The following is a 24,677-nucleotide window of genomic DNA, read 5'->3' as shown; positions in this document are numbered from 1 at the left end:
CCCTTCCGCCCGGCGGCCGCTTCGGCCATTCCGACAAACGGACGCTCTAACCGCCTTCGCGAAAGATCGTTCGCCCTTCCTGCCGCACGCTTGGAATGCTGCGCTGTATGCGGCCCTTGCATCGGTTCGCGATTCCTGTTAGGATTTTAGGGTCATGAAAAGGTTTAATTTGAGAAATCAGTATTACCGCCCGTACTCGTTGCATCTCCTTCGCGGAGGCATGCGGTACTAGCGGCGTAGATAGGCCGCGAAGGGCCCGCAGCCGTTCTCCCCGGTGGGGAGGACGGCTGCGGGCCTTTTTCGTTTTAAAGGCTTTCGGCGTTTTCCTTTCCCGGGAGGTTTCGGGGCGCGGCCCGTTCAGCGGGAAGAGTCAGTGTCCGAAAGGAGGCGTATATGGACGCAAAAAAGGAAGCGGGGCGGCAGCTTGTCCTGCTTGAACGCGGCGCGGAGGAATTGATTCCCCGCGGGGAATTGTTGGCGAAACTTGAGCGCAGCATCGAAACCGGTGTCCCGTTACGAGTGAAGCTCGGCATAGATCCGACGTCGAATGCCGTTCATCTGGGGCATATGGTTCCGTACGGCAAGCTCAGGCAGTTTCAGGATCTGGGGCATCAGGCGGTGTTGATCATCGGCGACTATACGGCCTCAATCGGCGATCCGACGGGCAGGAATGCGGAACGGCCTGCGCTTACGATGGAGCAGGTGCGGGAAAACGCGGCCGGCTATACGGAACAGATATTCCGCATAGTCGACCGGGAGAAGGCCGAAGTACGTTGGCAAAGCGAATGGTATGAGTCTCTGCCTCTTTCCGAAACGCTTCGGCTCGCGGGCGCTTTCAGCCTTGCGCAACTGCTCGCCCACGAGACTTTCAGGGCGCGGTACGAGCAGGGCGTGCGGGTCGGCGTCCATGAGCTCTTTTATCCGGTTCTCCAGGCATGGGATTCTGTCGTAGTCGGCGCGGATGTTGAGCTCGGCGGCATGGACCAGAAATTCAATATTCTGGCGGGACGCGATCTGCAGAGGGATCGCGGAATGGAGATTCAGTGCGCGATGTTGATGCCGCTCTTGCCGGGACTGGACGGCAGAAAGATGTCGAAGTCTTTCGGAAACGATATTCCGATACTGCTTGATCCGGCCGAGCAATTCGCGCGGTTGATGTCAATCTCCGACGAATGCATGGAACCGTACCGGCGTTTGGTTCTGCTCGATTCTCCCGAGGACTGCCGGGCCGCCGCGGCGAGGGTTGCATCAGGGGAGAATCCCATGCGCTTGAAGCTCGAGCTTGCCGAAAGGATCGTCGGACGCTTCGGCGGAGCGGCCCGGGCTCAGAGATCCCGGGAAGAATGGGAACGCCGGTTTTCCCGGAAGGAGGCGCCGAGCGAAATCCCCGTCTTTACCTGCGCGGGGAGTCTCGATATGTGCGCTATTCTGAAACAGTCGGGATTGACTGCCTCGGCGAGCGAGGCGAGGCGGCTCGTGGGAGAGGGCGCGGTGTACGCGGGAGAGGAGCGGATAACGGACACAGGATACCGCATCGACGCGGCGGCAGCCGAGAGCGAGGGCGTGGTAGTCAGGATCGGTCGCCGGCGTTTCGTCAGGGTTGTGTTCGCGTCAGCGATCGAAGCGGAAAGACCGGAGTGATGAAACCGTTCTGTATAGAGCGGTTTCTTCGACGAGGACTTGGAGCGGAGAGCGCGGCCGGCCTCGGGCCGGAGACGCCCTGATTATTGTGGGAGTGGTTCGTACCAGAGGTCTTTGCGGTCGACGGGGGTGAGCGGGGGCAGGTAGGGATTGGCGAGTTCGATCACGCGCCGGTCTTTGACGCGGGCTTTGGCGAAGACGTCTCCGTGGCATTCGAGGAAGAGGGCGTCGAGGCTGCCGTCCGCAAGCGCGGCTTCGAGTCCGGTTTCGATTGCGCGGGCGAGGGCTTCGTTGTCCCGGCGGACGAAAAAGTAGTAGGCGCTCGGATATTTTACGAGAAGGTGCGGTTCGACGAGTATGCCTTGCAAGCTCCAGGCTTTTTCTTCGTCCCAGATTTCCATGATGTTTCGGGGGAACCAGTCGAACCGTCCGGCGATGAGCATTTTAAAAAGGACGTCGTATGAGGCGGTGGTCGTTACCGGGATTCCGTTGCGTTGCAGTATCGCGGCGTCCGGCCAGTCGAACTGTTGGCCGGCGATGTAATCGCAGAGGCTTGATATCGAGTCGACTCCGGCCAGGAGATTTTCGTTTTCTTTTGTTACGAGGGCGACTCTCCAGCCGCCCAGGCCTTTGAAGACGCAGATGCGGATCGGCCAGAGGGCTGTTTCGCGTTCAGCGTTCGTGACCATCCATGCGACGTCGAGCCTTCCTTCCGCGAGCTCCACGGCGACGCGCGCCTTGTTCATGATGTTTTCGCCGGGAACGGGTTCGTAGCTGTTCTCCGTTTTCGAAAGCGCGAGGCGGAGGAGGAGAAGCGGATATTCGCTCCGTTTGTCGAAATCCGCCACCGGCCGCGGGTAGACTATCTTCTGGCCGAAAGCGGCGGCGGAGGCGACGAGCAGAAGGGCGGACAGGAGGATGCGGCCGCGGCCGCGCGATACCGGCGAACGGATTGCTGTCATGGCTTAATGGTAGTGCGAAACCTTGATTTTGGCAAACAGCCGGAAGATGGTTCCGGCTGTTTGCCAAGAATTCTGGTTAATCTGTCTCCCCGAGAAAACGGATCGCGCCTTTTGCGGCGGTTCTGGCGGTGGAGAAGCAGGCGGTGAGGAGGAATCCGCCGGTGGGGGCGGTCCAGTCGAGCATTTCGCCTGCGCAAAAAACGCCGGGACGGGAGATGAGCATGAGGGAGGAGTCGAGCTCGTCGAAGGCGAGTCCGCCGGAGCAGGAGATCGCTTCTTCGCGGGGGCGCGGGGCGATGAAGCGCACGGGGAGAGCTTTTATGAGAGCGGGGGTATCCGAGAGGACGGCCGCTCCGTTTTTTCCGAGCGAACGGCGGATGAGGGCGAGTTTGCCCTCGTCGAATCTCAGTTTTTTCCGGAGCAGGGTGGAGGCGCTTTCTCCTTTCTTTCTGTTAAGCAGTTTGTCCCCGACTTTTTTTTCATCGAGGTCGGGACAGAGGTCGAAGTATACCGTTTGGCTGCCGCTTTCTTCGATGGCGCTTGAAATCGCGGCCGCGAGCGCGTAGACCGGCCCTCCTTCGATTCCCGTTCGGGTGAGCATGCATTCGCCTCTGATAGCCTTGTTCCCGAAAGACGCGGTTACGTTTTTTATCGGGAGCCTCTGGTCTCCGCCCGGAGCGTGTTGATCGGGGCAGAGGTTTTCTGCGTCGAATCCGCAGTTCGCTCCTTTGAGCGCTTCGGTCTTGAGTCCTGCTTTCCGGAACGCTTCGACCCAGGTTCCGTCGCTTCCGGTAGCGGGCCAGCTTGCGCCTCCGAGGGCGAGGATGACGGGGAAGGGGAGGAGCGTTTCGTCTCCTGCATCGTTCGCGATTATTACGGCTCCTTCGGCAGAAAATCCAGCGAACCGATGACCGGGGTGGAAATCGACGCGGCCTGACTCCGAGAGGGTCTGCCTCAGAGCGTTTACGAACGTGCGGCCGTCTTCTTCGCGCGCGAATATTTTTCCGCCGGAGCCTTCGAATGTCTGGATTCCGAGTTCCCGCGCGCGGTGTATGAAAGCCGCGCTTCCGTCGTCCCGCAGAAACCGCTCGAATCGAGGCGCTTGTTCGCCGTAGCGTTCGGCGAATCGCTCAGGAGGCGCTGAATTGGTGAAGTTGAGTCCGCTAGAGGCGGCGAGGCGGAGCTTGAGAGCAGGTTCCGTTTTATGATCGTAAAGGTCGACCGGGCAGCCTCGAGCGGCGAGATAGTCCGCGGCGAATAGCCCTGCGGCTCCCGCTCCGACGATCGATATATGCTGACGTGGAATCGACTCTGCATTCATGCAAAGACACTAGCACGCGGCCGTGAGTCGAGTCCATTCTCCCCTTTCGACGAGCGGCTCTTGCCCCGATCCCTCTTTCCCTGCCATACTCTGCCGGCAACCATGAAAACCCGATTCGACAAAGCGTATATTGAAATAACGAACTGCTGCAATCTCGCCTGTTCTTTTTGCGGGCTCACTGTCCGCCCTCGCATATTTATGGACGAATCCGACTTCATCCTCGTCCTGGACCGGCTATCCGGCTGGACGAAAATCCTCTATTTCCACTTGATGGGCGAGCCCTTCCTCCATCCGGGTATTTTCCGATTTCTGGAGCTTGCCGGCAAGCGAGGTTTCTCCGTGAATCTGACGACGAACGGTACCCTCCTTTCGGAGCGTCTTCCCGGCGCCGCCGCGGTTCCCTCCCTTGCCCGCCTCAACCTTTCCGTGCAGAGCCTCGAACAGTTTCCGCCGGAGGAGCGGATCGAGCGGCTGCGCTCCCTCGTATCCTGCGTCCGCGCGTTCGCGTCCCGGCAGCGTCTGGTTCGTCCTGATTTCCTCTCGAGCTTCCGGTTCTGGACCCGCGACGACGGCGGCTTTTCAAGCCCTCTGCTTGAAGAGCTCGCGCGAGCCTTCAATCCTGATTCATCCCGAGCCGGAGTCCTCACTCCGGAAATTCTCGCAGGGCGGAACGGCTTCGTCCTTTCTCCCGGAACGGCCGTTCACGCCGCCGATACGTTCGAGTGGCCGTCCCTTCCACAACCGGGCGGCGAGGCCGGCGGCGGAACAGCCGGCTCTGAAAATCGTGATACACTCGTCCGGGGCTTTTGCCGCGGCCTCCGCGATCAGATCGGCGTCCTCGCTGACGGCACCGTCGTTCCCTGCTGCCTCGACCGGAACGGAGACATCGCGCTGGGAAATCTCTTGCGCGAAGATCTGCAGACAATACTGGAACGCCCCCGCGCCAGGGCTCTCTACGACGGCTTTTCCGCCCGCCGCGTCGTCGAGCCTTTGTGCAACGGTTGTTCTTATAGGAAGAGATTCGACTCAAAGCCGAAGTGAACGGAATTTGTACGCTGATTCTCGACAGGTCCGCGCAGGTAACCTATTATGGAATAAATGGACGGATTCGCGTATTCGCTTCGGAGCATGCAATGAGAAAAACGGTACTATCGATATTTGTTTCTCTTTCCGGCGTTCTCCTCTTATCTCTTAATTTTTTCGTTCTTGCCGGAATCAGATCGACGAATGCCGACCGCAGGAACCGCCTTCTCGCCATGCAGGAATTGACCGTGTACGCCGATCGCCTGCAAAACCATGTCAATATGAATCTCCAGTATGCGGACTTTCTGGAAATACTGCTGCTCAAAGATCCGTCCGCTTCGGATGAATCTCTCAAGCCTTATTTCGATCTGATATTGAGCCACTGCGGGGGGATCAAGAATATAATCCTGGCGCCCGGCGGGGTTGTGCGCGCCGTCTATCCCCTCGAGGGTAACGAAGCCGCCGTCGGCCATGATCTGCTTGCAGACTCGGCGCGTAACAGCTTTGTTCGGACGGCGATGGAAACCCGCGAATCCGTGACTCAGGGACCTGTTCTGGCAAGGCAGGGCGGATATCTCATCTTTAACCGGAAGGCGATTTATTTGCCGGACGGGACGCCCGGGGCAACCGGATCCGTCGGAGAGCGGTTCTGGGGTTTGGCGGTCATAACCCTGGATTTTAACGAAGTAGTAGCGGAAACCGGGCTTCTGGCGGAACGCGACGGTTATTTTTTCGCGTTGCGAGCAGAGAAAACCGACGGAGCGAACGATTTTACCTGGGGCCATGTCGATATATTCGAGCAGGATTCGCTGGTGCGGGCAGTTCATTTTCCGAATCAAGCCTGGGCGTTGCATATCTATCCCGAAGACGGCTGGCGCGGGAAACCGGATTTGTCTGATCTATTCGCTCTCGCGTCGTATTTCGTCATCATTGCCGCGGGAGCGGTCCTTCTCTTTTTTCATGCCCAGCAGTATCAGGAGCGGCTGGAACAGGCCCTCCGTGATCCGTTGACCGGAACGCTGAACAAACGGGCTTTCCGGTCCTATGTCCAGAAGCGACTTCGGCAGTCTCCCTGTCCCCATGCGCTGTGCATCATGGATTTGAACGGCTTCAAGGAAATCAACGACGAGTACGGCCATCCCGTTGGCGATCTTGTGTTGATCGAGCTTTCTCGCCGAATAGGAATGTGCCTGCGCACAACTGATCGTGTCTCGCGTTTCGGCGGCGATGAGTTTATTCTGTTTATCGATTCTCTCGACTACGGCGAAACGGTTCCCGCGATTTTGGAAAGAATCGAAAAATCTACGTCCCGGCCTATCCAACTCCGATGCGAAACGAACTCAGGCGAATTCTGCCCTCCTATATCTCTTTATCTGGCAAAAGGATACGCAGTATTCCCCGACGACGGGCGCACCTTCGATGAGCTCTATTCCGCAGCGGACGCCCGGATGTATTGCGACAAAGAAGCGAGCAAGTCGGGCAAAAACGGAAAAAACTCGTCTTAAAAATTTGCAATCGAAATACCCTTCTCCTATACTCATGATTGTGGCTCTTTCATTCTTCCGTAGAACGAAAGAGATTCGTGTACACCTGTGTAAAAATATTTCTTAATAATAAGGGGCGCACTTTGACCCGAGACGATCACTTTTCCGCGATAACATCCCTCCTTTTAAAGTATGAAACCGGCGATTTCCTTCTTCTTTCCGACTTGTCAGACGCGCTTTCAGCCCTGAAGGATTTTTTTCTTGAAGTGCCGGCAGCCTGCAAACTGATAGAAAACTTGAAAAACTGCGTCACCGGAGAAATGAAGAACAGCGGTACAGACGGGTTTACCGAATCGCTTTCCGCCGGGATCGATCTTCTCCAGGGCTATGCCCTGGCTCAGGACGACGCGACGCGCGCGGAAGCGGAACTTGCAATGGGCGCCTTTTCCTGCAAGAGTAAATCTTGCCCGTCCGTAGAAGACGCCGGAGTTCCCGAGCGGGACGAGGAAACGTTCCAGATTTTTCTTACCGAGATCCGAGACCGGCTCGCGAACGCGCAGGAAACCATCCTTCAGCTGGAGGACAATCCCGACGATTCGGCCGCTGTTCAAACCCTTTTCCGCATTTTTCATACGATTAAGGGCGAATGCGGTTTTCTGAAAATCGCGACGCTGGGCGAACTGACCCATAACATCGAAAGCCTTCTCGACGAACTGAGAAGCGGACGTTCCCGGGTATCTCAGCAGCACATCGATCTTCTGCTGGAAGGGCTCGACATGTCCCGGGAAATCTTGAAGCGCCTTGAAAAAAACGACTACGCGGTGTTCACCGACGTGTCTCTCGATTCCTATGTCAATCGGGTCAAGAATGTATCCGCCGCTCCCTGCGCGAACCTGGGCGAGATTCTGGTCGCCGAAGGAAAGATGCAGGAAGAGGATGTCGCCCGCGTTCTGGAAAAGCAGAAAGCTTCTGCGTATCGCAAACGCTTCGGCGAAATCGCGGTGCAGGAAAAATTCTTGAGTTCGGAGGAGCTCCGCGAAACGCTCGATAAGCAGAAGGACTGCAAGGCGGGCGAGCCCTCGCGAGTGCCGGACAGAACCGATCCGGTCATAAAGGTGCGCGCGTCGAAGGTGAACTTTCTGGTGGACATGATCGGAGAGCTTCTGATCGCCATGGGCCAGATTTCCGGAAGCGGGGCCGAACTCATGCAGATGCGCAAAATCACACGGAGCCTGCAGTACGGCGCGATGGAGCTTCGCACCGACACCTTGCATACCCTGTTCGGCAATCTGAGGCGCACCGTGCGCGATCTTTCAAAGCAATTGAAGAAAAACGTCCGGGCCGAATGCGTCGGCGAGGATCTGGAAATAGACCGCAATTTAATAGAAAAGCTCGAAGAGCCCCTGATGCATCTGGTGCGCAATTCCCTTGACCACGGCATAGAATCCGAACTCGACCGGAAAAACGCCGGCAAGGATAGCCAGGGCGTCGTAACGCTGAAAGCCGAACGCCACGGCAACTCGATCGTGATAACCGTGCGCGACGACGGAAAGGGGCTAGACCGCGAGCGGATTCTTTCCAAGGCCCTCGAGAAGAAGCTTATTCGAGCCGAAGCCGCCGATGCGATGACCGACTCCCAGGTTTTCAACCTCATTTTTACCTCAGGCTTCAGCACCCATACCGAGGTCTCCCTCATCTCCGGGCGCGGAGTCGGGATGGACATCGTCAGATCCGCTGTGGTCGACAACCGCGGACGCATCGAAATAGAAAGCGTTGCGGGTTCGTATTCCGAATTCCGCATGATTTTCCCGTTGAGCACCGCGATCATCGACGGCATGATTACCCGCGTTTCTCAAAGCCTCTTCGTCTTTCCCATCGGCTCCGTCATCGAATCGATCAAGATCGTTCCGGCAATGCTTTCGACGGTGAACGGCTCGGTTGAGGTCGCGAACCTGCGCGGAGAGTCGATTCCCGTGATCAGGATGCATGAGACCTTCTGCATTCCCGAAATCCCCGAATCGCCGGCGATTATCGGAGTCATCTGCGAAACTTCTGATCGCCGCAAGTTCATGTTCATTCTCGACGAGGTGATCGCCAAGCGCGAAGTCGTCATCAAATCTCTCGGCGCCCGTTTCTCCGACCTTCGGGGCATATCGTCCGGAACCGTATTGTCCGGCGGTAAAATCGGCTTGGTGGTCGATATCGACGAGATAGTCGACTTGAGCCTGATGGAGATCCCCGCGCGATGATTTCCACCAAGATATTTCTGTTCGGCAGCCTGGCTTGCATTGCAACGATTCCCGCATCCCTTCTGCTTCCGCCTCCGTTGAGCATCTACGGCGTCGTAATTATTTCGATCGCGGCGTTCGCCGGAAACATCGCCGCCCTGCGGCTCGCTTCTGCGGAAAGGAAATCGAATAGTGAATCGGCGGGTGCTGCGTCGGGAGGATCGATCCCTCTCGGGGATTCGTATGAAACAGTCGAAGCGCTTGAAGAGTTCTCTCCGGCTGATGCCGCGAGAGCCCCGTCCTCAGCGTCCGGGTTTGCTTCCGCGTTTTCCGTCTCCTCAGTCTCAACGCCGGTTTCTGCCGCGGATCGCCCGCCCGTCGATCCGGTCATGGTCGCCGTCTATAAGCTAGCGCTCCCGGTTCTTTTCGAGAGCATTGTTTCGTATCTCAACGGAACGAGCGAGCCGATGACGGAAACCCTGGTGCGGATAAAAACCTCCATAGCCGATTTTCAGGGCAGCGTGCGGGCGAGCAAAACACAGTACGAGAAAAGCGGACAATCGACGGATATAAAAGAAGGCATCCATCTTCTTCGCTCCCATATCACCGAGGTGACTCAGGAGACCTCTCGCTCGTTCACTGAAGTGTCCTCCGAGATAGCGGCCCTCGACAGCCAGATGATGGCTATCCTGGGGATTGTCGCGAATATTTCGGACGTTGCCGAGCGCATCCACGTGCTTTCGATTAATGCGTCGATAGAGGCCGCCCGGGCCGGAGCGCACGGCCGCGGCTTCAAGGTAATAGCGGACGAGGTTCAACGGCTTTCGCGCGAAACCCAGGGATTCGTGTCCACAATCGGATCAAGCGTTTCCGGCACGCAGAAGGCCTTCGTATCGCTTCACGGCAGCATGGAAAAAAACAGGAAGGAAGTGGACCGCTTTCTGCAGGACGACAATTCCACCTATACGAGAATTACGGAGACGATCGACAGCCAGCTTGCCGGCGTCATGGCCCTGTATTCAGCTGTCATGGGCTTCATCGAATCGCTGGAGATGGACATGTCCGCCTTCGCCCCGCTGGGAATGCTGCATGCCATCATCACGCAGGAGATCGAGAATCTCGCGCGCGTGTCCGCCGACTTGTCGGATATCTGCGCCTCAGGATGTTCGCACCCGGATCCTGCCGGCCCGCGCCCTTCCGATCCGGGAACCGCGGCCGCAGTCGACAAAATCCGTTCGCGGCTCACGACATCGCGCGAGCTGGACGCGCTGGAAAAAGCTCTCCGGGCAAAAGGCTTGCACGGAGACATCGATCTGAAAAGAAACAACACCGAAATAGAATTTTTCTAAACGAAAAGGGGAGAGGTGCAAGCGATGAAAACGATTATGCTGGTGGACGATTCCACCTCCATCAGGAACATTTTGAAAAACGCCCTGATCGGACAGTACGCGGTTGTCGAAGCCGAACACGGAAAGGACGCGCTTTCGAAGCTGGGCGCGCAAACCGTGGATTTATTCCTTTTCGATGTGAACATGCCGGAGATGGACGGGATCGAGCTTCTGGCGGAAGTACGGAAAAAACCTTCGTACGCAAAAACGCCCATACTCATGCTGACGACCGAAACGAAGGAAGAGCTCAGGCAGAAGGGCCGCGAGCTCGGCGCGTCCGGCTGGATAGTCAAACCGTGCGAGCCGGACAAGCTCCTCTCGGCCATACAGAAACTCATACCATAATAAAGGAGGGAAGGGGCTATGGAAATTTCCCGCATGAAGACTCTCGCAGGTTCCCGCTATCTCAACTTTTCCCTGGACAGGGAAAGCTATTGCATGGAGATTCTGAAGGTCAAGGAATTGATGGGCATGACGGACATCACGCCTCTTCCCCAGACTCCTTCGTTCATCCGGGGCGTCATCAATCTCCGCGGTCAGATTATTCCGATCATCGATTTGCGCCTGAAATTCGGAATGGAGTTCCTCGACTATCATAAGCGCACCTCCATCATCGTAGTGGAGATGGAGATAGAGGGAGAGCATATGCTGATGGGCCTCGTCGTCGATTCGATCCACGAGGTGATCGCAATCCCCGAGGAGAAGATCAAGGTTCTTCCCTACATCAATACCCGGGTAAAGGCCGAGTATGTACGCGGAGTCGCCGATACTCCGGACGGCATGAAGATCGTTCTGGATGTGCACAAAATTCTCAGCGACGAGGAATTCGTCCAGCTTAAAACAATGGCGCCGGCCCCGGCCGGAAACGAATAAGACTCCGCCTCGGGCGGCATTTTTATCAAGGAGAGGTATATGAAAATCGGATTATCGGTCAAATTGATTCTAGCCTTCGTCGGAGTAGCCTTCATCACCCTGGTCGTGGGACTCGTCGGGTATTTCGGCCTGAACCGCGCGCATGAAAGTTTGAACACGCTGGTCGAGCAGAGCATTCCCGCCATCACGGATCTTGAGATCGTCATGGTAAAGCAGCAATCGCTGAAAGCGATCGTCCGCACCCTGACTTCGCCGTATTTGACGGACGAGGACTACGCGCGACAGTTGACGAACTGGGAAAAGCAGAAGGGCGAGCGGCGCGCCGCCCTCGACAACTACGAGGCGGTCGAGACCACGCCTGAAGAGGATATCCTTTACAAGAAATTTCTGAACCTCCTGGATATCCAGATCGCCGATAACGTGAAATACATGGAAGAAATCCAGCGCATGCGGGACGCGAAAGTAGATCCAGTCGTGTATGCCCAGAGGGCTTCGGCTCTCGCAATTTCGGGAGCCGCCCGTTCATCTTTTGATAATTCCATTAATGCCTTGCAGGAGCTGGTTGAGTATGTAAAGGAATACTACGGTCACGAGCTTCCCCGTCAGGCGCAGAACATGATTCAAACCATGATCATGGTGATCGTCGCGACAATCATCGGAGGTTTCGCGATCGCGATACTGGTGGGCTGGCTCCTCGCGAGCTCCATCACGCGGCCGGTAGTCAAAATCGTAAACGCGCTCAGCACCGGATCGGACCAGATCGGAAACGCTTCTTCGCAGCTTTCGGTCAGCTCCCAGCAGATTGCCTCCGGCGCCTCCGAGCAGGCCTCCGGAATAGAAGAGACTACTTCGTCTATGGAGGAGCTCGGCTCCATGGTGAAGCAGAACGTAGAGAATGCGAAGGAAGCGAGCGTACTCGCAGCCAAAACGTCCGAGGCCGCGACCCAGGGCTCCGCGCACATGGAGCGGATGCTCGTTTCCATGACGGAGATCGGAAAGGCGGCCGACGACATCAAGACCGTCATCGACGTGATTGACGACATCGCCTTCCAGACGAACATGCTCGCCCTGAACGCCGCGGTCGAAGCGGCGCGGGCCGGAGAGGCCGGAATGGGCTTCGCGGTTGTCGCCGACGAAGTGAAGAATCTTGCGAACCGGAGCGCCGCCAGCGCGAAGGAAACCGCGCAGATGATCAAGACCACGCTGCAGAAAACTCAGGAAGGCCAGGCGCTCACCAAGGAGCTTGCAGACATCTTCAAGGAAATTCTGCTGAACTCGGGCAAGTCGAACGAGATGACCAAAGAGGTCGAAACGGCGAGCCGCCAGCAGGACGAAGGCATTTCGCAGGTGAACAAGGCAATCGTGCAGCTCGACACGGTCGTTCAGCAGAACGCCGCCGCGTCCGAGGAGACGGCGAGTTCCGCCGAGGAGCTCCAGAGCCAGGTAGTATCGCTTAACGACGTGATAGAAAATCTTTCGGTGCTCGTTCTCGGCGGCAAGGCCAAGATCGCCGGCTCCCGTTCCGCTGACAGAGAATCAGTCCGTCCCGCGACGAGAAAGCCGGCGCGGGCGCTGACGGCTAATAAGGGCGATGATCGGGATTCTTCGCGCGCCGTAGGCAAGAGAATCGTTTTTGAAGACGACCCCGAGTACCAAGACGACATAGACAGCTGATGCGCCCCGATTCGAATTACGGAGGACGGCCGGCCCGCTCAGACGGCGCCGGCCTCGACTCCGAACTTCTCGAGAAGTTCAAAGCCTTGTCGTACGCCGCGTACGGAATTCATTTCCACGGCGCCAAGGTCGATATTCTTAAAATGAAGCTCATTAAAATGGCCTCGGTGCATGGACTCGACCTGCGAGATTTCTACGATCAGCTCGCCGCGGGAATGCACGACGCGGTGAATATTTTTCTGAAGGAAATCACCGTCGGCCACACTTTCTTTTTCCGCGAGGACGCGCATTTCAAGCGATTGACGCAGGACATTCAAGTCCGCTCTCTCCGCGATCCGCTGATTTGGTGCGCGGCGAGCTCGACCGGGGAGGAGCCGTATTCCATCGTCATAAGCCTCCTCGAAAGCGGACTGCGCGATTTCCGCGTTCTAGCCTCCGATCTGAACCGGGATTCCCTGAAAGCCATGCATGAGGGCGTGTACCATGTGAACCAGTTTCAGAACACCGACGACCGCATCCGCCGCGCCTACTTTTCCCGGGCCGGCGAATTTTCCCTGCGCGTCCACCCCGAACTGCGCCGGTATATCGCGATCAAGCGGCTGAACCTGCATGAACCGATAGAGTTCGAAACCCGTTTTGATTATATCTTTTGCCGGAATGTCATGATTTATTTCGACGAACCCGGACGGTCCAAGGTTCTGCGCACGCTTGAGCGGAACCTTTCGCCCTGCGGCCTGCTCTTCGTCGGCCATTCCGAAGCCCTTCTTCCCGTCGAGGATACTCTCCGGAAGGAAGGGCCGGCAATATATAGAAAGGCGCCGTAGCCATGGAAAAAATCCGCGTCATGATCGTAGACGATTCGGCGATAGTGAGGGAAATCCTCTCCGCCCGGCTTTCGCGGGATCCGCGGATCGAGGTGGTCGCATCCGCGATGGATCCCTATGTCGCGCGGGATAAGCTCGAAAAAACGAAGGTCGACGTAATGACCCTCGATATAGAAATGCCCCGCATGGACGGGCTCACCTTCCTGAGGCAATTGATGAAGCAGGCTCCCATGCCGGTAATCGTCGTGTCTTCCCTCGCGAAGGAAGCGAACGCGGCCGCGATGAAGGCGCTTGAGCTCGGCGCGGTGGACGTGGTGCCCAAGCCCGGCGGTCCGTTTTCCGTCGAGGAAGTGATACCCTATCTTGCCGAACGGATCATCGCCGCGAGCAGGGCGAACGTTTCAAGATTGCGGGACGATGCGGCGGAAGCGGATCGGAAAAACAGCGACTGCGAAAAGAACGCCGCTTCGCGCAAACCGCTCCCGGCTTCCCGGTCCTCCTCGTATCTCGCGAATATCAAAACTACGAATCAGCTGATAGCCATCGGAGCCTCCACCGGCGGCACCATCGCGCTCGAAGCTCTCTTTCGCGAGTGGGAAGCGGATTTCCCCCCTACTCTGGCGGTCATCCACATGCCGGAGCGCTTTACCGCCACCTTCGCCGCGCGGTTGAACGACCTGAGCCGCGCGACGGTGAAGGAAGCCCGCGACGGCGACCGGCTTCAGGTGGGGACCGTATATATCGCTCCGGGAAATTATCATATGATGCTCCGGGCTCAAGGGACCGAGCGAACGCTTAAAATCGCGTCGGGGCCCAAGGTGTGCAACCAGCGCCCGGCGGTCGATCCCCTGTTCGACTCGGTCGCCGAGTACGCCGGACAAAACTGCATCGCCCTCCTGTTAACAGGCATGGGGCGGGACGGAGCGCAGGGATTATTGAAGATTCATCAGGCGGGGGGATACACCATCGCACAGGACGAGCAGTCTTCGATAGTGTGGGGGATGCCGAAGGAAGCGATCGATCTCGGGGCCGCCCGAACGGTGCTGCCACTCGACCGGATGGTCGCCCATATCAAGGAAAAACTCTAAGCTGCGCGATTGACTAACGCCGGATCGCGCCCGTCCGAGCCCGCCTGTGATCTGTTTTTTACCGCCCCTTTAAAACCGAGGGGACGACGGAGACGAGCAAAATGATTGCCATGCTCCAGTTGAAAATTTTAAACCTGCGGGAATCGGAGAGCCATTTTTTAACGATGGTGCCGAAGAGGGCCCAGCTGGAGACTGCACTGATAGCTATCGCGACGTTGGCGGCGCCCGCTACGACGAGGCTCAGCCAGTAGGACGCGGGGTCGGTGAAGGTAGTCACCAGCGTGATCGCGGCGACCCAGGCCTTGGGGTTTATCCACTGAAAAGCGGCCGAGCCGAAAAAAGTAATGGGCTTGGAATCCGCGGCGGCGTTCTCTGAGCCTTCCGCCCTGCCGGCTTCGGTTCCGCTTTCCGGGCCCGCCGTATGAAAACCCTTCGAATTCGCAATTTTCCAGGCAAGAAACACGAGGTAGGCGAGGGCTCCCCAGTGAAGAATCTCGTAGGCGGCCGGGAAGGCTTCGAAGAGCTTTCCGAGCCCGGCACCCATGAGAAAGAGCATGAAGGCGAACCCGAAGCCGACTCCGAAGACGTGGGGTAGGGTTTTCCGGTAGCCGAAGTTCGCGCCCTGGGCGAGCGCCAACAGGTTATTCGGACCCGGGGTAAAGGCCGAAACGAGGGAAAACGCGAGCAGTCCGAAAAAGAGCGTGGTGTTCATGCGGGCATTGTATTGATCGCCGGGCGGCGAGGCAAGCGGTTCGTATGCGCAATACGACGCGCCCCTGCAAAGACTCTCGTTTGAGGGGGCTCCGAAGGCCGCCCCTTCGCCCGCGTCGATATTCCTGCCTCAGTCTTCCTTTTTTTTCTTCGATTTCTTTACGGGAATCGGCGTGACCGGGAGGAGGGCCCTTATTACGTCGTGGACGAGGTCGCGGTTTTCGATGTCGAGGATGTAGTGGTCCTTGGCGCCGGCGTAGGGCGGGCCGACTGGGGCGTCCGCGAGCAGGGAGGCTGTTTCTTCGCGGATTTTCACGTACGCGACGTTGTCGCACACGAGGAGGAGGGGGCGGTCGTCGACGTACAACATGTATTCCCCGAACATTTTGCGGTAGCGCACCGCTCCGGTTCCTGCCGCCTGGTCGGCCGCGAACTCGATGAAATCAACGCTTGTAGACATGTTTTTCTCCTGTTTCGTTTTTTTAGTATACCGGATAATCGCGCCCGCGCGCTTGACTTTTTTTGTCTCAGATGAAGTACTTAAACTTAAGGAGTTTCAGAATGGCAACTTTTTTGCTCGTCATTATCTACACGGCCTTTATCAGCCTCGGGCTGCCGGACGCCCTTTTGGGAGCCGGCTGGCCGGCTATGCACACCGGATTCGGCGTCCCGATAGGCTACGCGGGAATTCTCCAGATGATCGTTTCCGGAGGCACGATCGTTTCGAGCCTTAATTCGGGAAGGATTCTCCGCCGCTTCGGAACGGGACGGGTCACCGCCGTCAGCGTCGCCCTCACTGCCGCCGCCCTTTTCGGCTTCGCCTTCATCCCCTCGTTCTGGTGGCTCATCGCCGCCGCGATCCCCCTCGGCCTCGGCGCGGGCTCCGTGGACTCCGGGCTCAACTCCTTCGTGGCCGCGCACTACGAATCCCGCCACATGAGCTGGCTCCACAGCTTCTGGGGCGTGGGCGCCCTGACCGGGCCGCTCGTTCTTTCGGCCTTTCTCAAGCGGGGCGGAAAATGGCAGAGCGGCTACTTTTCCATCGCGGTGTTCCAGACGATCCTTGTCGCGATCCTCGTCCTCTCGGTTCCCCTGTGGGACAAGGTCCGCGCGCGCAAGGAGCAGGAAGGGGTTGACCCCTCGTCCCCGCATCCCGGCCTCTTCGAGATTATCCGCCTCCCGGGCGTCAAGTTCGCGCTGTTGTCGTTTCTCTTTTATTGCGGAGTCGAAGCGTCCATGGGCTTGTGGAGCGGCTCCTTCCTCGTAAAGGTGAAGGGCATGGATCCGGCCTCCGCGGCTTCCTGGGTGTCCTCGTTCTACGCGGCCATCACCCTCGGCCGTTTCATCACCGGCTTCGTCACCTTCCGCGTCAAAAACGTCGACCTCGTCCGCTGGGGTTCCGTCGTCATCGGCGCGGGCATTCTCCTGCTGCTGCTTCCCGTTCCGCTTCCGCTCACCCTTGCCGGCATCATGCTCGTCGGACTCGGCTGCGCTCCCATCTTCCCCTGCATGATCCACGAAACGCCCGCGCATTTCGGCGCGGACAAGGCTCCCTCGATCATCGGAATCCAGATGGCCTTCGCCTACGTGGGAACCACTCTCCTGCCGCCGTTTTTCGGCCTCGTCTCCAGCTTCACCACCTTGGCCCTCTTGCCGGTTTTTCTCGCCGTCTACGCGGTCGCCCTCGGCTTCGTTTCGGAACGCCTTCGCGCCCGCCGCGCCGGCTGATCGGGAAGAACATAAAGGAAGGGGAAGTCTCCCCTTTCGCCCGAGCCAGTCCGGCTTCGCCGTCCGGGTCTCGGGCTATCCTCTCTTTTGGGCACCTTTTGCGAACTAACCGATTACAGGCTCTTGAGATTCTGCGCGGCTTCCGGCACCTGGGCATGGAAGGCTTCCACCGTCTTGCAGGGAAAGCTCCCGCAGGACGCGCAGGTTTCAGCCGGTTTTCTCTGCGCGCAGGTACGCATCTCGCAGACGGCGCAGTGTCCGATCTTAATGTCGTCCGCTTCGAGGCAGCCGGAGCAGTTGATCATCTCCGGGGTAAAGGCGAAGTTGTAGGCCTTCGCCCATTCGCCGGCCGTTTTCGCTCGCAGCGCGTTGTCGTCGGTTTTCCAGGCGATGAAGGCGTTGCATTTTGCGCAGTCCAAACCGCACGCGGCTATCATTTTTTCCATGTGTTCCCTCCTGAAGGATGCTCTGTGATGATTCATTATCGCACGGAATCTCTGACATCCTGTGTCAGCCTTTATCAGCGATTTTTATCCGCAAGCTCCGCGGCGCGGCTGCGGATTTTTTCCTTCAGATGTTCGGGATAGAGAATCGATACTGTTCCCGGCAGTCCCATGATCCAGGATGCTACCCAGTCGCCCGTCGGGAATACCTCCTTCACGAGCAGCCTTCCGTCTTCCATAACCGAGATCGAGTCTTCCTCGAAGTATTCGGCGATTCTTCCCCGCGTGCTTGCATCCGCCGCGAAGGCGATTTTCTCGATCTGGTCCCCCTCCCATTCCTTCATCCATGGCCGCTCCGAAAGATCTATCGGCGGCCCCTCGCGCTTCGACTCGATCGCTTCGAGCGAGCAGATCCGCGCGATGCGGAAACAGCGGTGAGCCTTCCTCAGCCGGCACCAGGAGTAGACGAACCAGGATTGCCAATAAAAAACGAGGGCGAGCGGCTCGATCTCGCGGATCGTTTCCTTTCCTTCCACGTCGCAGTACTTCATGCGGAGCGCCGTGCGCCGGCCTATCGATTCGTCGAGAGCGTCGGTCATCTTTTTTTCCCTGCGGGAGGGGGTGAGTTCTATATATATATCCGGTTCTCCGGGCAGGAAACGCCGCGCGTGTTCGATTCCTCCAGAAGAAGAGCGAACTTCCTGCGCAAGGCCTCGACCTCGCTTGCCGGGCAGATGCCGGAGAGCCCGTCCAGTGCCGAAATGATTTTTTGTATTTCGCCCGTAGCGAATATCTGGCCGGTCATGCGGAAGCCTTCGATCAAGCCGAATCCTCCGTCCCTGCCGGTCGTCGCGTACACCGGGAAACCCGCCAGGGAGAGCGCCTCCACGTCGCGGTAGACTGTGCGCACGGACACTTCGAGATCCTTCGCGAGCTTGGCCGCGGATATTCGCTTGCCCGACATCAATATGGTAAGTATGGAAAGGAGTCGTTCGGCTTTCATATTTGCAAGGATACAACGACCCGGAAGCAAGCCGCAAGCGGAAAGGTATAGTGATGACTTTTCCCTGTTTCGTTATCTGTTATACTCTAATGGAAAGGCAAGGAGATTCGCGCATGAAAATTAACAGGGCGGCTCAGATAGCCGCGGCGTTGAAGATAACGGAAGCTTTGATCGAGCGCGCGGCGACCGGTTTTCCGGTCGAGGAGAGCAGGAGTTCCCGGGACCGCTGGAATCTTCGGGACGTGCTGCATCATATTTCAGAATGGATCGACTATTCGCATTCCCGCCTCCGCGCTATTCTCGACGGCGGCGATATCGTCGAGGTCGGCGACCTCGAGTCGTTCAACCGCGCGGCCTGGGATCGGGGGGCGGCTCTTTCGCGGGTCGAGGCCAGCGCCGCCTGCATCGCCGCGCTGAAAAAATACGCGCTTCTCCTCCGCGAGTTTCCGGAAAGCGATTTCGAACGGAAGGATCTCCCGACCGGTTTTTCCTTCGAGCTCTGGAGATATATGCTCCTCGACTCCCTGGTCCACCCTGTTCAGCATCTGTTGTACCATTCCGCGACGAGGGGCGATTTTCTGTTTGCTCAATTCGCGCTGCATGAGGCCGGTGAAACCCTCCTTGCGTTCAGCGGCGGGAAGGCAGACTCCTTCGATCTGTTCGAATTCGCCTCCGACCCCGCGGAGCTTCGCGAAGCCGTATTCGCCTTCGGCGCGGCCTGTCCCGGAGACGAATATGCGCGGGTTCTCGTACAGCGGCACTGCGGGTCTTTCTATCCGGCGCTGCGCCGCCAGTTCTCCTTGAGCTTCGCGATGCTCAGGAATCTCGTCGAGCATTCTCCGGCCGCCGTGTGGGACGAGAAGGCCGGCGGCTTCGTCTATTGGCAGCAGCTTCTGCATGCCCTTTCCGGCGTTTCCTGCTGGCTCCGCCGGGGTGACGAACCCTTCCGGGATCCCTTTGCGGAGAAGCGGCTCTACCCCGAATTGGACGGCGAGCCTGAATCGATGCTGACGAGGGAGGAGCTGCTTCTGTTTCTGGAAGAGGCTGATGAAACCGCTGGCCGTTTCGTCTTCGGAGGCAACGACGCCTGGCTTGCCGAAAAACCGGTTGCGGATTCGCGATATACCAATCTGGAATTGTTGGGCATGCAGATTCGCCACGTCATGTATCACGTGGGGCACTGCGAAAGCATTTTGCGCGAACGCGGCTTTCCCACCGGCGCCTGGGTGGACTGAAACCGCCGGCGGGTAAGGAGTCGTTCGCGCATCGACACCTCCCTGCGCGCGCTCCGGCCCTCGGCGGCGCGCAAGGCGGAGCTTCTGTTGTGTTATTTCATGAAAACGAAGGACTCGAGCTCGAAGAGGGTTCGAGTCTCCATCGGCTTGACTGCCCAGTCCCAGCCTGAATAGGCGTGCTCTACCTTGAAAAATATTGCATGGCGCCCCCTCAGGCAGGGAACGGTTCCCCGGTATACGCCGTCATGGGTATCCACCGCGACGCTTCCGATTTCTGTTCCGTCGGCGGGATCTCCGTCGAAGACCTTTACGACAGCCTTTCCGCCGAGTCCTCGGCATTTGAGCGCGATCTCCAAGCTGGTGGCGGTGAAGTCTTCCCCGAAGTCGAAATACTTGAAGCCGATCGTTGCGCCGCTTTTAATATCGGTTACCGGCCGCTCGAAGATGTTCCGCTCGGTGATGAAGCATCCTCCGGTGAGCACGCAGGCGTATTCTGCCGGCGTAACCTGATAGGGATTGAGCGAGTCTTCGAATCCCAGCGAGGTCATCTCGACCTGGGGAATCGTTCCGTCTTCCAGTATCCGGATTTTTTCGACGCAGGCGCGGCGGGACATGATCGTATTGTTGGTCATGCGGTGGTAGAAGATGTACCACTGGCCCTTGATGCAGGCGATCGAGCCGTGGTTGTTCCCTCCGGGATAGCCGACTCCGTTGTCGATGATGGTTCCGCGGTAGGTCCACGGTCCGGTCGGCGACGAAGCGGTCGCGTACGCCAGGCGGCTTCCGGGCCTGGGCGAATAAATGAAGTAGTAGAGGTTTCCCGCCTTGCGCGGCGAGCTCGCCTCGAAAAAGTCGAACGGGGGCTCCGGCGGTATCGGATTTTCCCTGTAGCTTCCGGGAATCACCTCGTACATGTTCTCGGGGTTGAGCTCCGCCATGTAGGGTTCCTGGAATCCGCAGTAGATGTACACCCGGCCGTCGTCGTCGACCAGTACTCCCGGATCGTTGAATATGCCGTCGTCCCGCGAGTGTCCTGCTGGATACTCGTAACAGGATACGAACTGAAAGGGGCCTTCCGGTCGGTCGCTTTTGGACACGCAGCCCTTCGAATCGAAGAGATAGGTAAAGAGCCAATACGCGCCGTCCTTGCATACGACGTCCGGCGCGTATACTTCCTTCGACGTATGGGTGGTGGACGCTTCGTGGTCCCTGTCCGCCGCGGTATGGAATACATGGCCGTGGCACACCCATTCTCCGGGCTTGTCGACCGGTGCCGACCATACCTTCATCTTGTAGTCGCAGAAACGCGTTTCGTTTTTGCGGTCGTGCGAGCCGTAAATATAGATGCGGTCCCCGAATACGCGGGGTTCTCCGTCCGGGATGTATTCCCAGGCGGGAAGATAGGGATTCGGCATGCGGTCCTCCTTTATGCCGGCGGTTACTTCTTTTCCTTCGCGGAGATCTCGTCGGCTTTGAGAGAAAGAATTTCCGTCATCGCGAAAACCCTCTCGTCGTAGTCGAATCCGGTCCGTCCGCTGTAGTGTTCCATGATGAGGTCGAGCGCTTTTTTCTTTTGATCGGCGTCCTCTACGAAGGCGACGGAGCCGCTTCCCGCGACGCTTTTATATTTCATGCCCCAGTCGCAGCCCTTCGGTCCCGTGACCAGCTCATGAGCCGTGTCGATGAAGAAGGCTGCTGCCGGATTCTTCCGGATGATGTCGAGCTTTTTTCCTTGCTTCGCGCAATGGAAATAGAGGGTAAGGGCGCCGTCGGCCGTTCTTTCGAAGCCGTAGTTCAAGGCGACTATGTAGGGTTTCCCTTCGTCGACTAAGGCGATGCGGCATGCGTCGGCAGCCGCAAGCGTTTCATCGATCCATGCCGGATCGGTTACTTCCCTGTCTTTTCGTCTCATGCGGTTTCTCCTTGCTGTCGGCTCGAGCGAGCCGGTCATTGTTTCGCTGACTCTTGCGCTGACTCTTTCGATATCCAGTCCTACCGTTCGAACGCGCGCGCGATAATCGCGTCGATATGGATGCGCGCGGTGTCGAGCACCGGAACCGGAAAATCGGCGGGGCCGGCGATGAGCGGCAGTTCGGTGCACCCGAGGATTACTCCGTCCGCTCCCTGCTTTTCGATGTAGGATCGGCATATCGATAAAAAGCGTTCGCGCTTTTTCGGCTCGACGATTCCGTTTTCCAGATCGGGAAAAATGATGCCGTGAATTTCGTTTTGATCGGCGGCGTCGGGGAGCATGAGGGATATCCCCGTCTGTTCAAAGGCCTCGGGATAAAAACGAGATCCCATGGTGAACCCTGTTCCGGCGAGGAGGGGCGCGCGCAGGCCCAGCTCTTTCGCCTTTCGCGCCGAAGCCTCCACGATGCTGATAAACGGCATTCGGGAGCGCTTGGAGAGGGCGGGGAAAATCATGTGTGGGGTATTCGAGGCGATCGCGCCGAAGTCGCAGCCCGCGTCCGCAAGGACATCCGCCGCCTCCGCGAGATAGCCGGTCAGTCCTTCGTAATCCCCTGAGGAGACGAATGAAAGCATCTTCTGCATGTCGACGCTCGCGATGACGATCTCCGGGTAGGAACCCGATTCGGAGAGCTCATGGCAGCGCGCGCACAGTTCGCGGTAATACATGAGCGTGGACTCCGGTCCGAGTCCTCCGATGATGCCTATTTTTTTCATGCGCGTTTCCTCCGATTGTCGATAGAGTTCTCTACTTTCCGCTTGCTGCCTTAGCTGGATACCATTTTTGGAACCAGGCTGTCCAGAGTCCGCAGAGGGCCGGCGTGAGCGAATTGATCGCTCCCGTCCATGCCGACAGCGGCGACGAAAGCAGAAAAACTGTCCAAACGGCGGTTGCGAGGTAGAGAATTCCCCATGCGGCGGTGATGATGCGGTTCGTTTTAACGAAGAGCGCGTTCTTGAGCGCGCTGTCTCCGCCGTAGCCGTTTTTGGAATACTCCGCGGTGAGGGGGACCGGAAAGGCGCAGGAAAGAAGCCAGTGCATTCCGAAGTAGACATACGAAAACGGGATGACGATATGAGGGGAAACTCCGGCGGCAAGGGCAAGGATTCCGAGTCCGAGGCCGGAAAACGCTATGCGCTCATGGATGCCGATTATCCAGCGGCTTCCCGCCGCCTGCAGGAGAATGAGCATGACGATCGACGAAATAAGACCCGCCCGGCTCGAGAAGGGGAGGGCGATCCAGAGCGGAAGGAAGGCGAAAATTACGAGGTTCATGTTCGTCTTTTTCGAGCGGGATTTCGAGAGCGTTTTTTGAGCGTCATTCAGAACGCCGGAGGAGCCGCCTTCTCCGCTTACGTCGAAGAGCGCGTCCATTTTCATCATCAAATCGAATTTTCCCGAGACCCGGTATTTACCCTGCATCATCGCCTCGGCTCCGTCGAGCTCGCCTGATGATATTTGCTTCCATACGCTGTAGGGCGTTTCGATGCGGGTGAGCGGCAGTTTCGCCGTCCCGGCATTTGCGGCTTCCTCGGCGGAAAGCACCGCGCATTTTTCTTTTCCCAAATGAAGGCGGTATGTTCTTCCGAGGTCCGTGAAAGATATTTCCAGCACCGCTTCGGCGCCGGAAAGGGCTTCAGGATTATAGAATGCCGTCATCTGCCGGATGAATACCGCGTCCTCTCCATTCGCGCCGGCGAGCGCGGACTCTCCCGATCCCGGCCCGACGGAGCCCGCCCCCGCCGCGCTCGAGGCGGGTTTTTCGATTCCCCAGCTGGCGTCCGCTACCTGGGCGTAAATCTGTTCGCTCAGCATCGGCCGCTCCAGTTCCGCTTTTGTGCTCTGCGAAACGGCGAAATTTTCCGCGTACTCGGTTCCCGCCTTCCGCACGATGGACAGGTATTCGTCGGTTCTGGCTTTAAGTTCTTTCACCTGCAGTATTTCCCCCTGGGGGCAGAATATTTTTTCGACGTTGTTCTTGCCGAACGCGATGGAAAACTGGGCGTCCAGCGCTTCGTAGTTGTTCGTGGCGGAAAAAAAACCGCAGCTCGAAACGACGACGGTCCGCTGATGCGAAAGGTCGTACCGGGACGGATGGCTTGCACCTCCGTCCGGCCGTTCCTCCATGAACGGGAGATTAAGCGGGAGCATCCTGTCCATGAGGGCTTTGATCTTGGAAGGCATCGAAAAATAATAGAGGGGGAAGCTCCAGAGCACGAGGTCGGATTCTACGAGCAGGGGGAGAATCGCCTCCATGTCGTCTTTGATTACGCATTTTCCCGGCGTATCCTTCCAGCAGGCGAAGCATCCGAGGCAGGGCTCGATTTTTTTCTCGCGGACGTCGATCCTCGTTATCTCTTGTTTTCCCGCCGCTTCAAGGCCTTCCAGAAACGCTTCCGTTATTCTGAGCGTGTTGCTCTTTTGCCCCCGGGGGCTTCCGTTCAATACCAGCACTTTCATGAGTATTTCCTTTCCGATGGTTCGGCTATTGCAGTATTCGTATCGATTCTTCCGCCCAGCGGACGCACATGCCGTAGTACTCCTTTCCGAAGTCCTGGGTCAGCTTCCAGTACAGGGCGGCGCGGGGGTCCGAGACTTCCTTCGAGTATTCTTCGATTTCGTCTCCCTCTTCCAGGGTTCTCAGCGCTCCCTTGCAGAGTTCGCGGTAGCGGCCGAGATTCTCCATAGTCTGCCGCGGATTCAGCCGGGAAGAAAAAAAAAGACGCATGAGGAAGGCGCTGCGGCTTTCCAGATCCTCCATTCCCGCCGGCGTCGCAAGCCATCTGTCGAGCTCCTCCCGCCCTTCTTTCGTCAGTTTGTACACCTTGCGATTCGGCTTTCCCGTTTGAATGACGAGATCCGACTCGAGCCATTTGTTTTTTTCCATCGCGGTGAGTTCCCGGTACACCTGGCTCCTGGTCGCCTGCCAGAAAAACGCGAGCGAATCGTCGAAGGCCTTGCACAGGTCGTAGCCTGTCATCGATCCGTAGTCCAGAAGCCCCAGCAATCCATGTTTCAACGACATATAGTCCTCATGAGTAGTATTCTACAAGTGGAGTATTAGAATTGTCAATTTAAA

Annotated in this window: 24 protein-coding genes; 12 read left to right on the top strand and 12 right to left on the bottom strand. The window is 57.8% G+C overall.

Features of this window, described 5'->3' with window-relative positions; genetic code table 11:
- Window positions 1-393 precede the first annotated feature (393 nt).
- Window positions 394-1,641: a tyrosine--tRNA ligase gene (gene tyrS / locus K7J14_RS03805; RefSeq protein WP_230753318.1), complete on the top strand. Its 1,248-nt coding sequence runs from the start codon at window positions 394-396 to the stop codon at window positions 1,639-1,641.
- Between the two features lie 83 nt (window positions 1,642-1,724).
- Here tyrS and K7J14_RS03800 read toward each other — a convergent pair whose 3' ends face one another.
- Both K7J14_RS03800 and K7J14_RS03795 read right to left on the bottom strand, forming a co-directional pair.
- Window positions 1,725-2,603 (bottom strand): type 2 periplasmic-binding domain-containing protein, encoded by an 879-nt coding sequence (locus tag K7J14_RS03800; protein WP_230753316.1) that lies wholly within the window; start codon window positions 2,601-2,603, stop codon window positions 1,725-1,727.
- 76 nt (window positions 2,604-2,679) lie between these two features.
- Complete coding sequence (locus K7J14_RS03795) at window positions 2,680-3,924, bottom strand: TIGR03862 family flavoprotein (protein ID WP_230753313.1); 1,245 nt, start codon at window positions 3,922-3,924, stop codon at window positions 2,680-2,682.
- A 102-nt stretch (window positions 3,925-4,026) separates the two neighbouring features.
- Here K7J14_RS03795 and K7J14_RS03790 point away from each other — a divergent pair, with 102 nt between their 5' ends.
- The 9 genes from K7J14_RS03790 to K7J14_RS03750 all read left to right on the top strand — a co-directional run bounded on the left by K7J14_RS03790 (window position 4,027) and on the right by K7J14_RS03750 (window position 14,506).
- Window positions 4,027-4,965, top strand: a complete 939-nt coding sequence (locus tag K7J14_RS03790; RefSeq protein ID WP_230753311.1) for a radical SAM/SPASM domain-containing protein — start codon at window positions 4,027-4,029, stop codon at window positions 4,963-4,965.
- A 92-nt stretch (window positions 4,966-5,057) separates the two neighbouring features.
- Window positions 5,058-6,452, top strand: coding sequence for a diguanylate cyclase domain-containing protein (locus K7J14_RS03785; protein ID WP_230753308.1), 1,395 nt, complete (start codon window positions 5,058-5,060; stop codon window positions 6,450-6,452).
- Window positions 6,453-6,574: 122 nt separating this feature from the next.
- Window positions 6,575-8,680, top strand: a complete 2,106-nt coding sequence (locus K7J14_RS03780) for a chemotaxis protein CheA (RefSeq protein ID WP_230753306.1) — start codon at window positions 6,575-6,577, stop codon at window positions 8,678-8,680.
- A complete protein-coding gene (locus tag K7J14_RS03775; RefSeq protein WP_230753304.1) occupies window positions 8,677-10,008 on the top strand; it encodes a methyl-accepting chemotaxis protein in 1,332 nt (443 codons plus the stop codon). The genes K7J14_RS03780 and K7J14_RS03775 overlap by 4 nt, the downstream gene beginning before the upstream one ends.
- 24 nt (window positions 10,009-10,032) lie before the next feature.
- The gene (locus K7J14_RS03770; protein WP_230753302.1) at window positions 10,033-10,392 is read left to right on the top strand and encodes a response regulator; all 360 of its coding nucleotides are present in this window, start codon (window positions 10,033-10,035) and stop codon (window positions 10,390-10,392) included.
- An 18-nt stretch (window positions 10,393-10,410) separates the two neighbouring features.
- A complete protein-coding gene (locus tag K7J14_RS03765; RefSeq protein ID WP_230753299.1) occupies window positions 10,411-10,920 on the top strand; it encodes a chemotaxis protein CheW in 510 nt (169 codons plus the stop codon).
- Window positions 10,921-10,959: 39 nt separating this feature from the next.
- On the top strand, window positions 10,960-12,594 hold the full coding sequence (locus tag K7J14_RS03760) for a methyl-accepting chemotaxis protein (protein WP_230753298.1): 1,635 nt from the start codon (window positions 10,960-10,962) through the stop codon (window positions 12,592-12,594).
- Entirely contained in the window at window positions 12,594-13,418 is an 825-nt protein-coding gene (locus K7J14_RS03755) for a CheR family methyltransferase (RefSeq protein ID WP_230753294.1), read from the top strand. The genes K7J14_RS03760 and K7J14_RS03755 overlap by 1 nt, the downstream gene beginning before the upstream one ends.
- Window positions 13,419-13,420: 2 nt before the next feature.
- Window positions 13,421-14,506: a protein-glutamate methylesterase/protein-glutamine glutaminase gene (locus K7J14_RS03750; RefSeq protein WP_230753293.1), complete on the top strand. Its 1,086-nt coding sequence runs from the start codon at window positions 13,421-13,423 to the stop codon at window positions 14,504-14,506.
- Between the two features lie 58 nt (window positions 14,507-14,564).
- On the opposite strand, the gene K7J14_RS03745 is transcribed toward K7J14_RS03750, so the two are convergent.
- The gene (locus tag K7J14_RS03745) at window positions 14,565-15,218 is read right to left on the bottom strand and encodes a LysE family translocator (RefSeq protein WP_230753290.1); all 654 of its coding nucleotides are present in this window, start codon (window positions 15,216-15,218) and stop codon (window positions 14,565-14,567) included.
- A 129-nt stretch (window positions 15,219-15,347) separates the two neighbouring features.
- Window positions 15,348-15,677 carry a TfoX/Sxy family protein gene (locus K7J14_RS03740; protein WP_230753288.1) on the bottom strand — a complete coding sequence of 110 codons (330 nt, stop codon included), beginning with the start codon at window positions 15,675-15,677 and terminating at the stop codon, window positions 15,348-15,350.
- Between the two features lie 101 nt (window positions 15,678-15,778).
- Here K7J14_RS03740 and K7J14_RS03735 point away from each other — a divergent pair, with 101 nt between their 5' ends.
- Entirely contained in the window at window positions 15,779-16,945 is a 1,167-nt protein-coding gene (locus K7J14_RS03735) for an MFS transporter (protein ID WP_230753286.1), read from the top strand.
- Window positions 16,946-17,058: 113 nt separating this feature from the next.
- On the opposite strand, the gene K7J14_RS03730 is transcribed toward K7J14_RS03735, so the two are convergent.
- The 3 genes from K7J14_RS03730 to K7J14_RS03720 form a co-directional block, all read right to left on the bottom strand.
- Entirely contained in the window at window positions 17,059-17,391 is a 333-nt protein-coding gene (locus K7J14_RS03730) for a DUF3795 domain-containing protein (protein WP_230753284.1), read from the bottom strand.
- A 74-nt stretch (window positions 17,392-17,465) separates the two neighbouring features.
- Window positions 17,466-17,987 carry a helix-turn-helix transcriptional regulator gene (locus tag K7J14_RS03725; protein ID WP_230753282.1) on the bottom strand — a complete coding sequence of 174 codons (522 nt, stop codon included), beginning with the start codon at window positions 17,985-17,987 and terminating at the stop codon, window positions 17,466-17,468.
- Window positions 17,988-18,016: 29 nt separating this feature from the next.
- Complete coding sequence (locus tag K7J14_RS03720) at window positions 18,017-18,391, bottom strand: helix-turn-helix transcriptional regulator (RefSeq protein ID WP_230753280.1); 375 nt, start codon at window positions 18,389-18,391, stop codon at window positions 18,017-18,019.
- Between the two features lie 113 nt (window positions 18,392-18,504).
- Here K7J14_RS03720 and K7J14_RS03715 point away from each other — a divergent pair, with 113 nt between their 5' ends.
- Window positions 18,505-19,626 (top strand): hypothetical protein, encoded by a 1,122-nt coding sequence (locus K7J14_RS03715; RefSeq protein ID WP_230753277.1) that lies wholly within the window; start codon window positions 18,505-18,507, stop codon window positions 19,624-19,626.
- A gap of 92 nt (window positions 19,627-19,718) precedes the next feature.
- On the opposite strand, the gene K7J14_RS03710 is transcribed toward K7J14_RS03715, so the two are convergent.
- The 5 genes from K7J14_RS03710 to K7J14_RS03690 all read right to left on the bottom strand — a co-directional run bounded on the left by K7J14_RS03710 (window position 19,719) and on the right by K7J14_RS03690 (window position 24,623).
- A complete protein-coding gene (locus K7J14_RS03710) occupies window positions 19,719-21,041 on the bottom strand; it encodes a family 43 glycosylhydrolase (protein WP_230753274.1) in 1,323 nt (440 codons plus the stop codon).
- 23 nt (window positions 21,042-21,064) lie between these two features.
- The gene (locus K7J14_RS03705) at window positions 21,065-21,538 is read right to left on the bottom strand and encodes a pyridoxamine 5'-phosphate oxidase family protein (RefSeq protein WP_230753271.1); all 474 of its coding nucleotides are present in this window, start codon (window positions 21,536-21,538) and stop codon (window positions 21,065-21,067) included.
- A gap of 80 nt (window positions 21,539-21,618) precedes the next feature.
- Window positions 21,619-22,314, bottom strand: coding sequence for an aspartate/glutamate racemase family protein (locus K7J14_RS03700; RefSeq protein WP_230753269.1), 696 nt, complete (start codon window positions 22,312-22,314; stop codon window positions 21,619-21,621).
- 31 nt (window positions 22,315-22,345) lie between these two features.
- Window positions 22,346-24,058 carry an NAD(P)H-dependent oxidoreductase gene (locus tag K7J14_RS03695; RefSeq protein WP_230753266.1) on the bottom strand — a complete coding sequence of 571 codons (1,713 nt, stop codon included), beginning with the start codon at window positions 24,056-24,058 and terminating at the stop codon, window positions 22,346-22,348.
- Window positions 24,059-24,083: 25 nt separating this feature from the next.
- Window positions 24,084-24,623, bottom strand: a complete 540-nt coding sequence (locus K7J14_RS03690; RefSeq protein WP_230753264.1) for a PadR family transcriptional regulator — start codon at window positions 24,621-24,623, stop codon at window positions 24,084-24,086.
- Between the last annotated feature and the right edge of the window lie 54 nt (window positions 24,624-24,677).

This window comes from Teretinema zuelzerae, from assembly GCF_021021555.1.
Taxonomy (GTDB): Bacteria; Spirochaetota; Spirochaetia; order Treponematales; family Treponemataceae; genus Teretinema; species Teretinema zuelzerae.
This window is presented reverse-complemented; position numbering and strand designations above follow the sequence as displayed.

Coding starts and splice junctions, on each gene's coding strand:
- tyrS (WP_230753318.1), top strand. CDS start 394: ATGGACGCAAAAAAGGAAGCGGGGCGGCAGCTTGTCCTGCTTGAACGC.
- K7J14_RS03800 (WP_230753316.1), bottom strand. CDS start 2,603: ATGACAGCAATCCGTTCGCCGGTATCGCGCGGCCGCGGCCGCATCCTC.
- K7J14_RS03795 (WP_230753313.1), bottom strand. CDS start 3,924: ATGAATGCAGAGTCGATTCCACGTCAGCATATATCGATCGTCGGAGCG.
- K7J14_RS03790 (WP_230753311.1), top strand. CDS start 4,027: ATGAAAACCCGATTCGACAAAGCGTATATTGAAATAACGAACTGCTGC.
- K7J14_RS03785 (WP_230753308.1), top strand. CDS start 5,058: ATGAGAAAAACGGTACTATCGATATTTGTTTCTCTTTCCGGCGTTCTC.
- K7J14_RS03775 (WP_230753304.1), top strand. CDS start 8,677: ATGATTTCCACCAAGATATTTCTGTTCGGCAGCCTGGCTTGCATTGCA.
- K7J14_RS03770 (WP_230753302.1), top strand. CDS start 10,033: ATGAAAACGATTATGCTGGTGGACGATTCCACCTCCATCAGGAACATT.
- K7J14_RS03765 (WP_230753299.1), top strand. CDS start 10,411: ATGGAAATTTCCCGCATGAAGACTCTCGCAGGTTCCCGCTATCTCAAC.
- K7J14_RS03760 (WP_230753298.1), top strand. CDS start 10,960: ATGAAAATCGGATTATCGGTCAAATTGATTCTAGCCTTCGTCGGAGTA.
- K7J14_RS03755 (WP_230753294.1), top strand. CDS start 12,594: ATGCGCCCCGATTCGAATTACGGAGGACGGCCGGCCCGCTCAGACGGC.
- K7J14_RS03750 (WP_230753293.1), top strand. CDS start 13,421: ATGGAAAAAATCCGCGTCATGATCGTAGACGATTCGGCGATAGTGAGG.
- K7J14_RS03745 (WP_230753290.1), bottom strand. CDS start 15,218: ATGAACACCACGCTCTTTTTCGGACTGCTCGCGTTTTCCCTCGTTTCG.
- K7J14_RS03740 (WP_230753288.1), bottom strand. CDS start 15,677: ATGTCTACAAGCGTTGATTTCATCGAGTTCGCGGCCGACCAGGCGGCA.
- K7J14_RS03735 (WP_230753286.1), top strand. CDS start 15,779: ATGGCAACTTTTTTGCTCGTCATTATCTACACGGCCTTTATCAGCCTC.
- K7J14_RS03730 (WP_230753284.1), bottom strand. CDS start 17,391: ATGGAAAAAATGATAGCCGCGTGCGGTTTGGACTGCGCAAAATGCAAC.
- K7J14_RS03725 (WP_230753282.1), bottom strand. CDS start 17,987: ATGACCGACGCTCTCGACGAATCGATAGGCCGGCGCACGGCGCTCCGC.
- K7J14_RS03720 (WP_230753280.1), bottom strand. CDS start 18,391: ATGAAAGCCGAACGACTCCTTTCCATACTTACCATATTGATGTCGGGC.
- K7J14_RS03715 (WP_230753277.1), top strand. CDS start 18,505: ATGAAAATTAACAGGGCGGCTCAGATAGCCGCGGCGTTGAAGATAACG.
- K7J14_RS03710 (WP_230753274.1), bottom strand. CDS start 21,041: ATGCCGAATCCCTATCTTCCCGCCTGGGAATACATCCCGGACGGAGAA.
- K7J14_RS03705 (WP_230753271.1), bottom strand. CDS start 21,538: ATGAGACGAAAAGACAGGGAAGTAACCGATCCGGCATGGATCGATGAA.
- K7J14_RS03700 (WP_230753269.1), bottom strand. CDS start 22,314: ATGAAAAAAATAGGCATCATCGGAGGACTCGGACCGGAGTCCACGCTC.
- K7J14_RS03695 (WP_230753266.1), bottom strand. CDS start 24,058: ATGAAAGTGCTGGTATTGAACGGAAGCCCCCGGGGGCAAAAGAGCAAC.
- K7J14_RS03690 (WP_230753264.1), bottom strand. CDS start 24,623: ATGTCGTTGAAACATGGATTGCTGGGGCTTCTGGACTACGGATCGATG.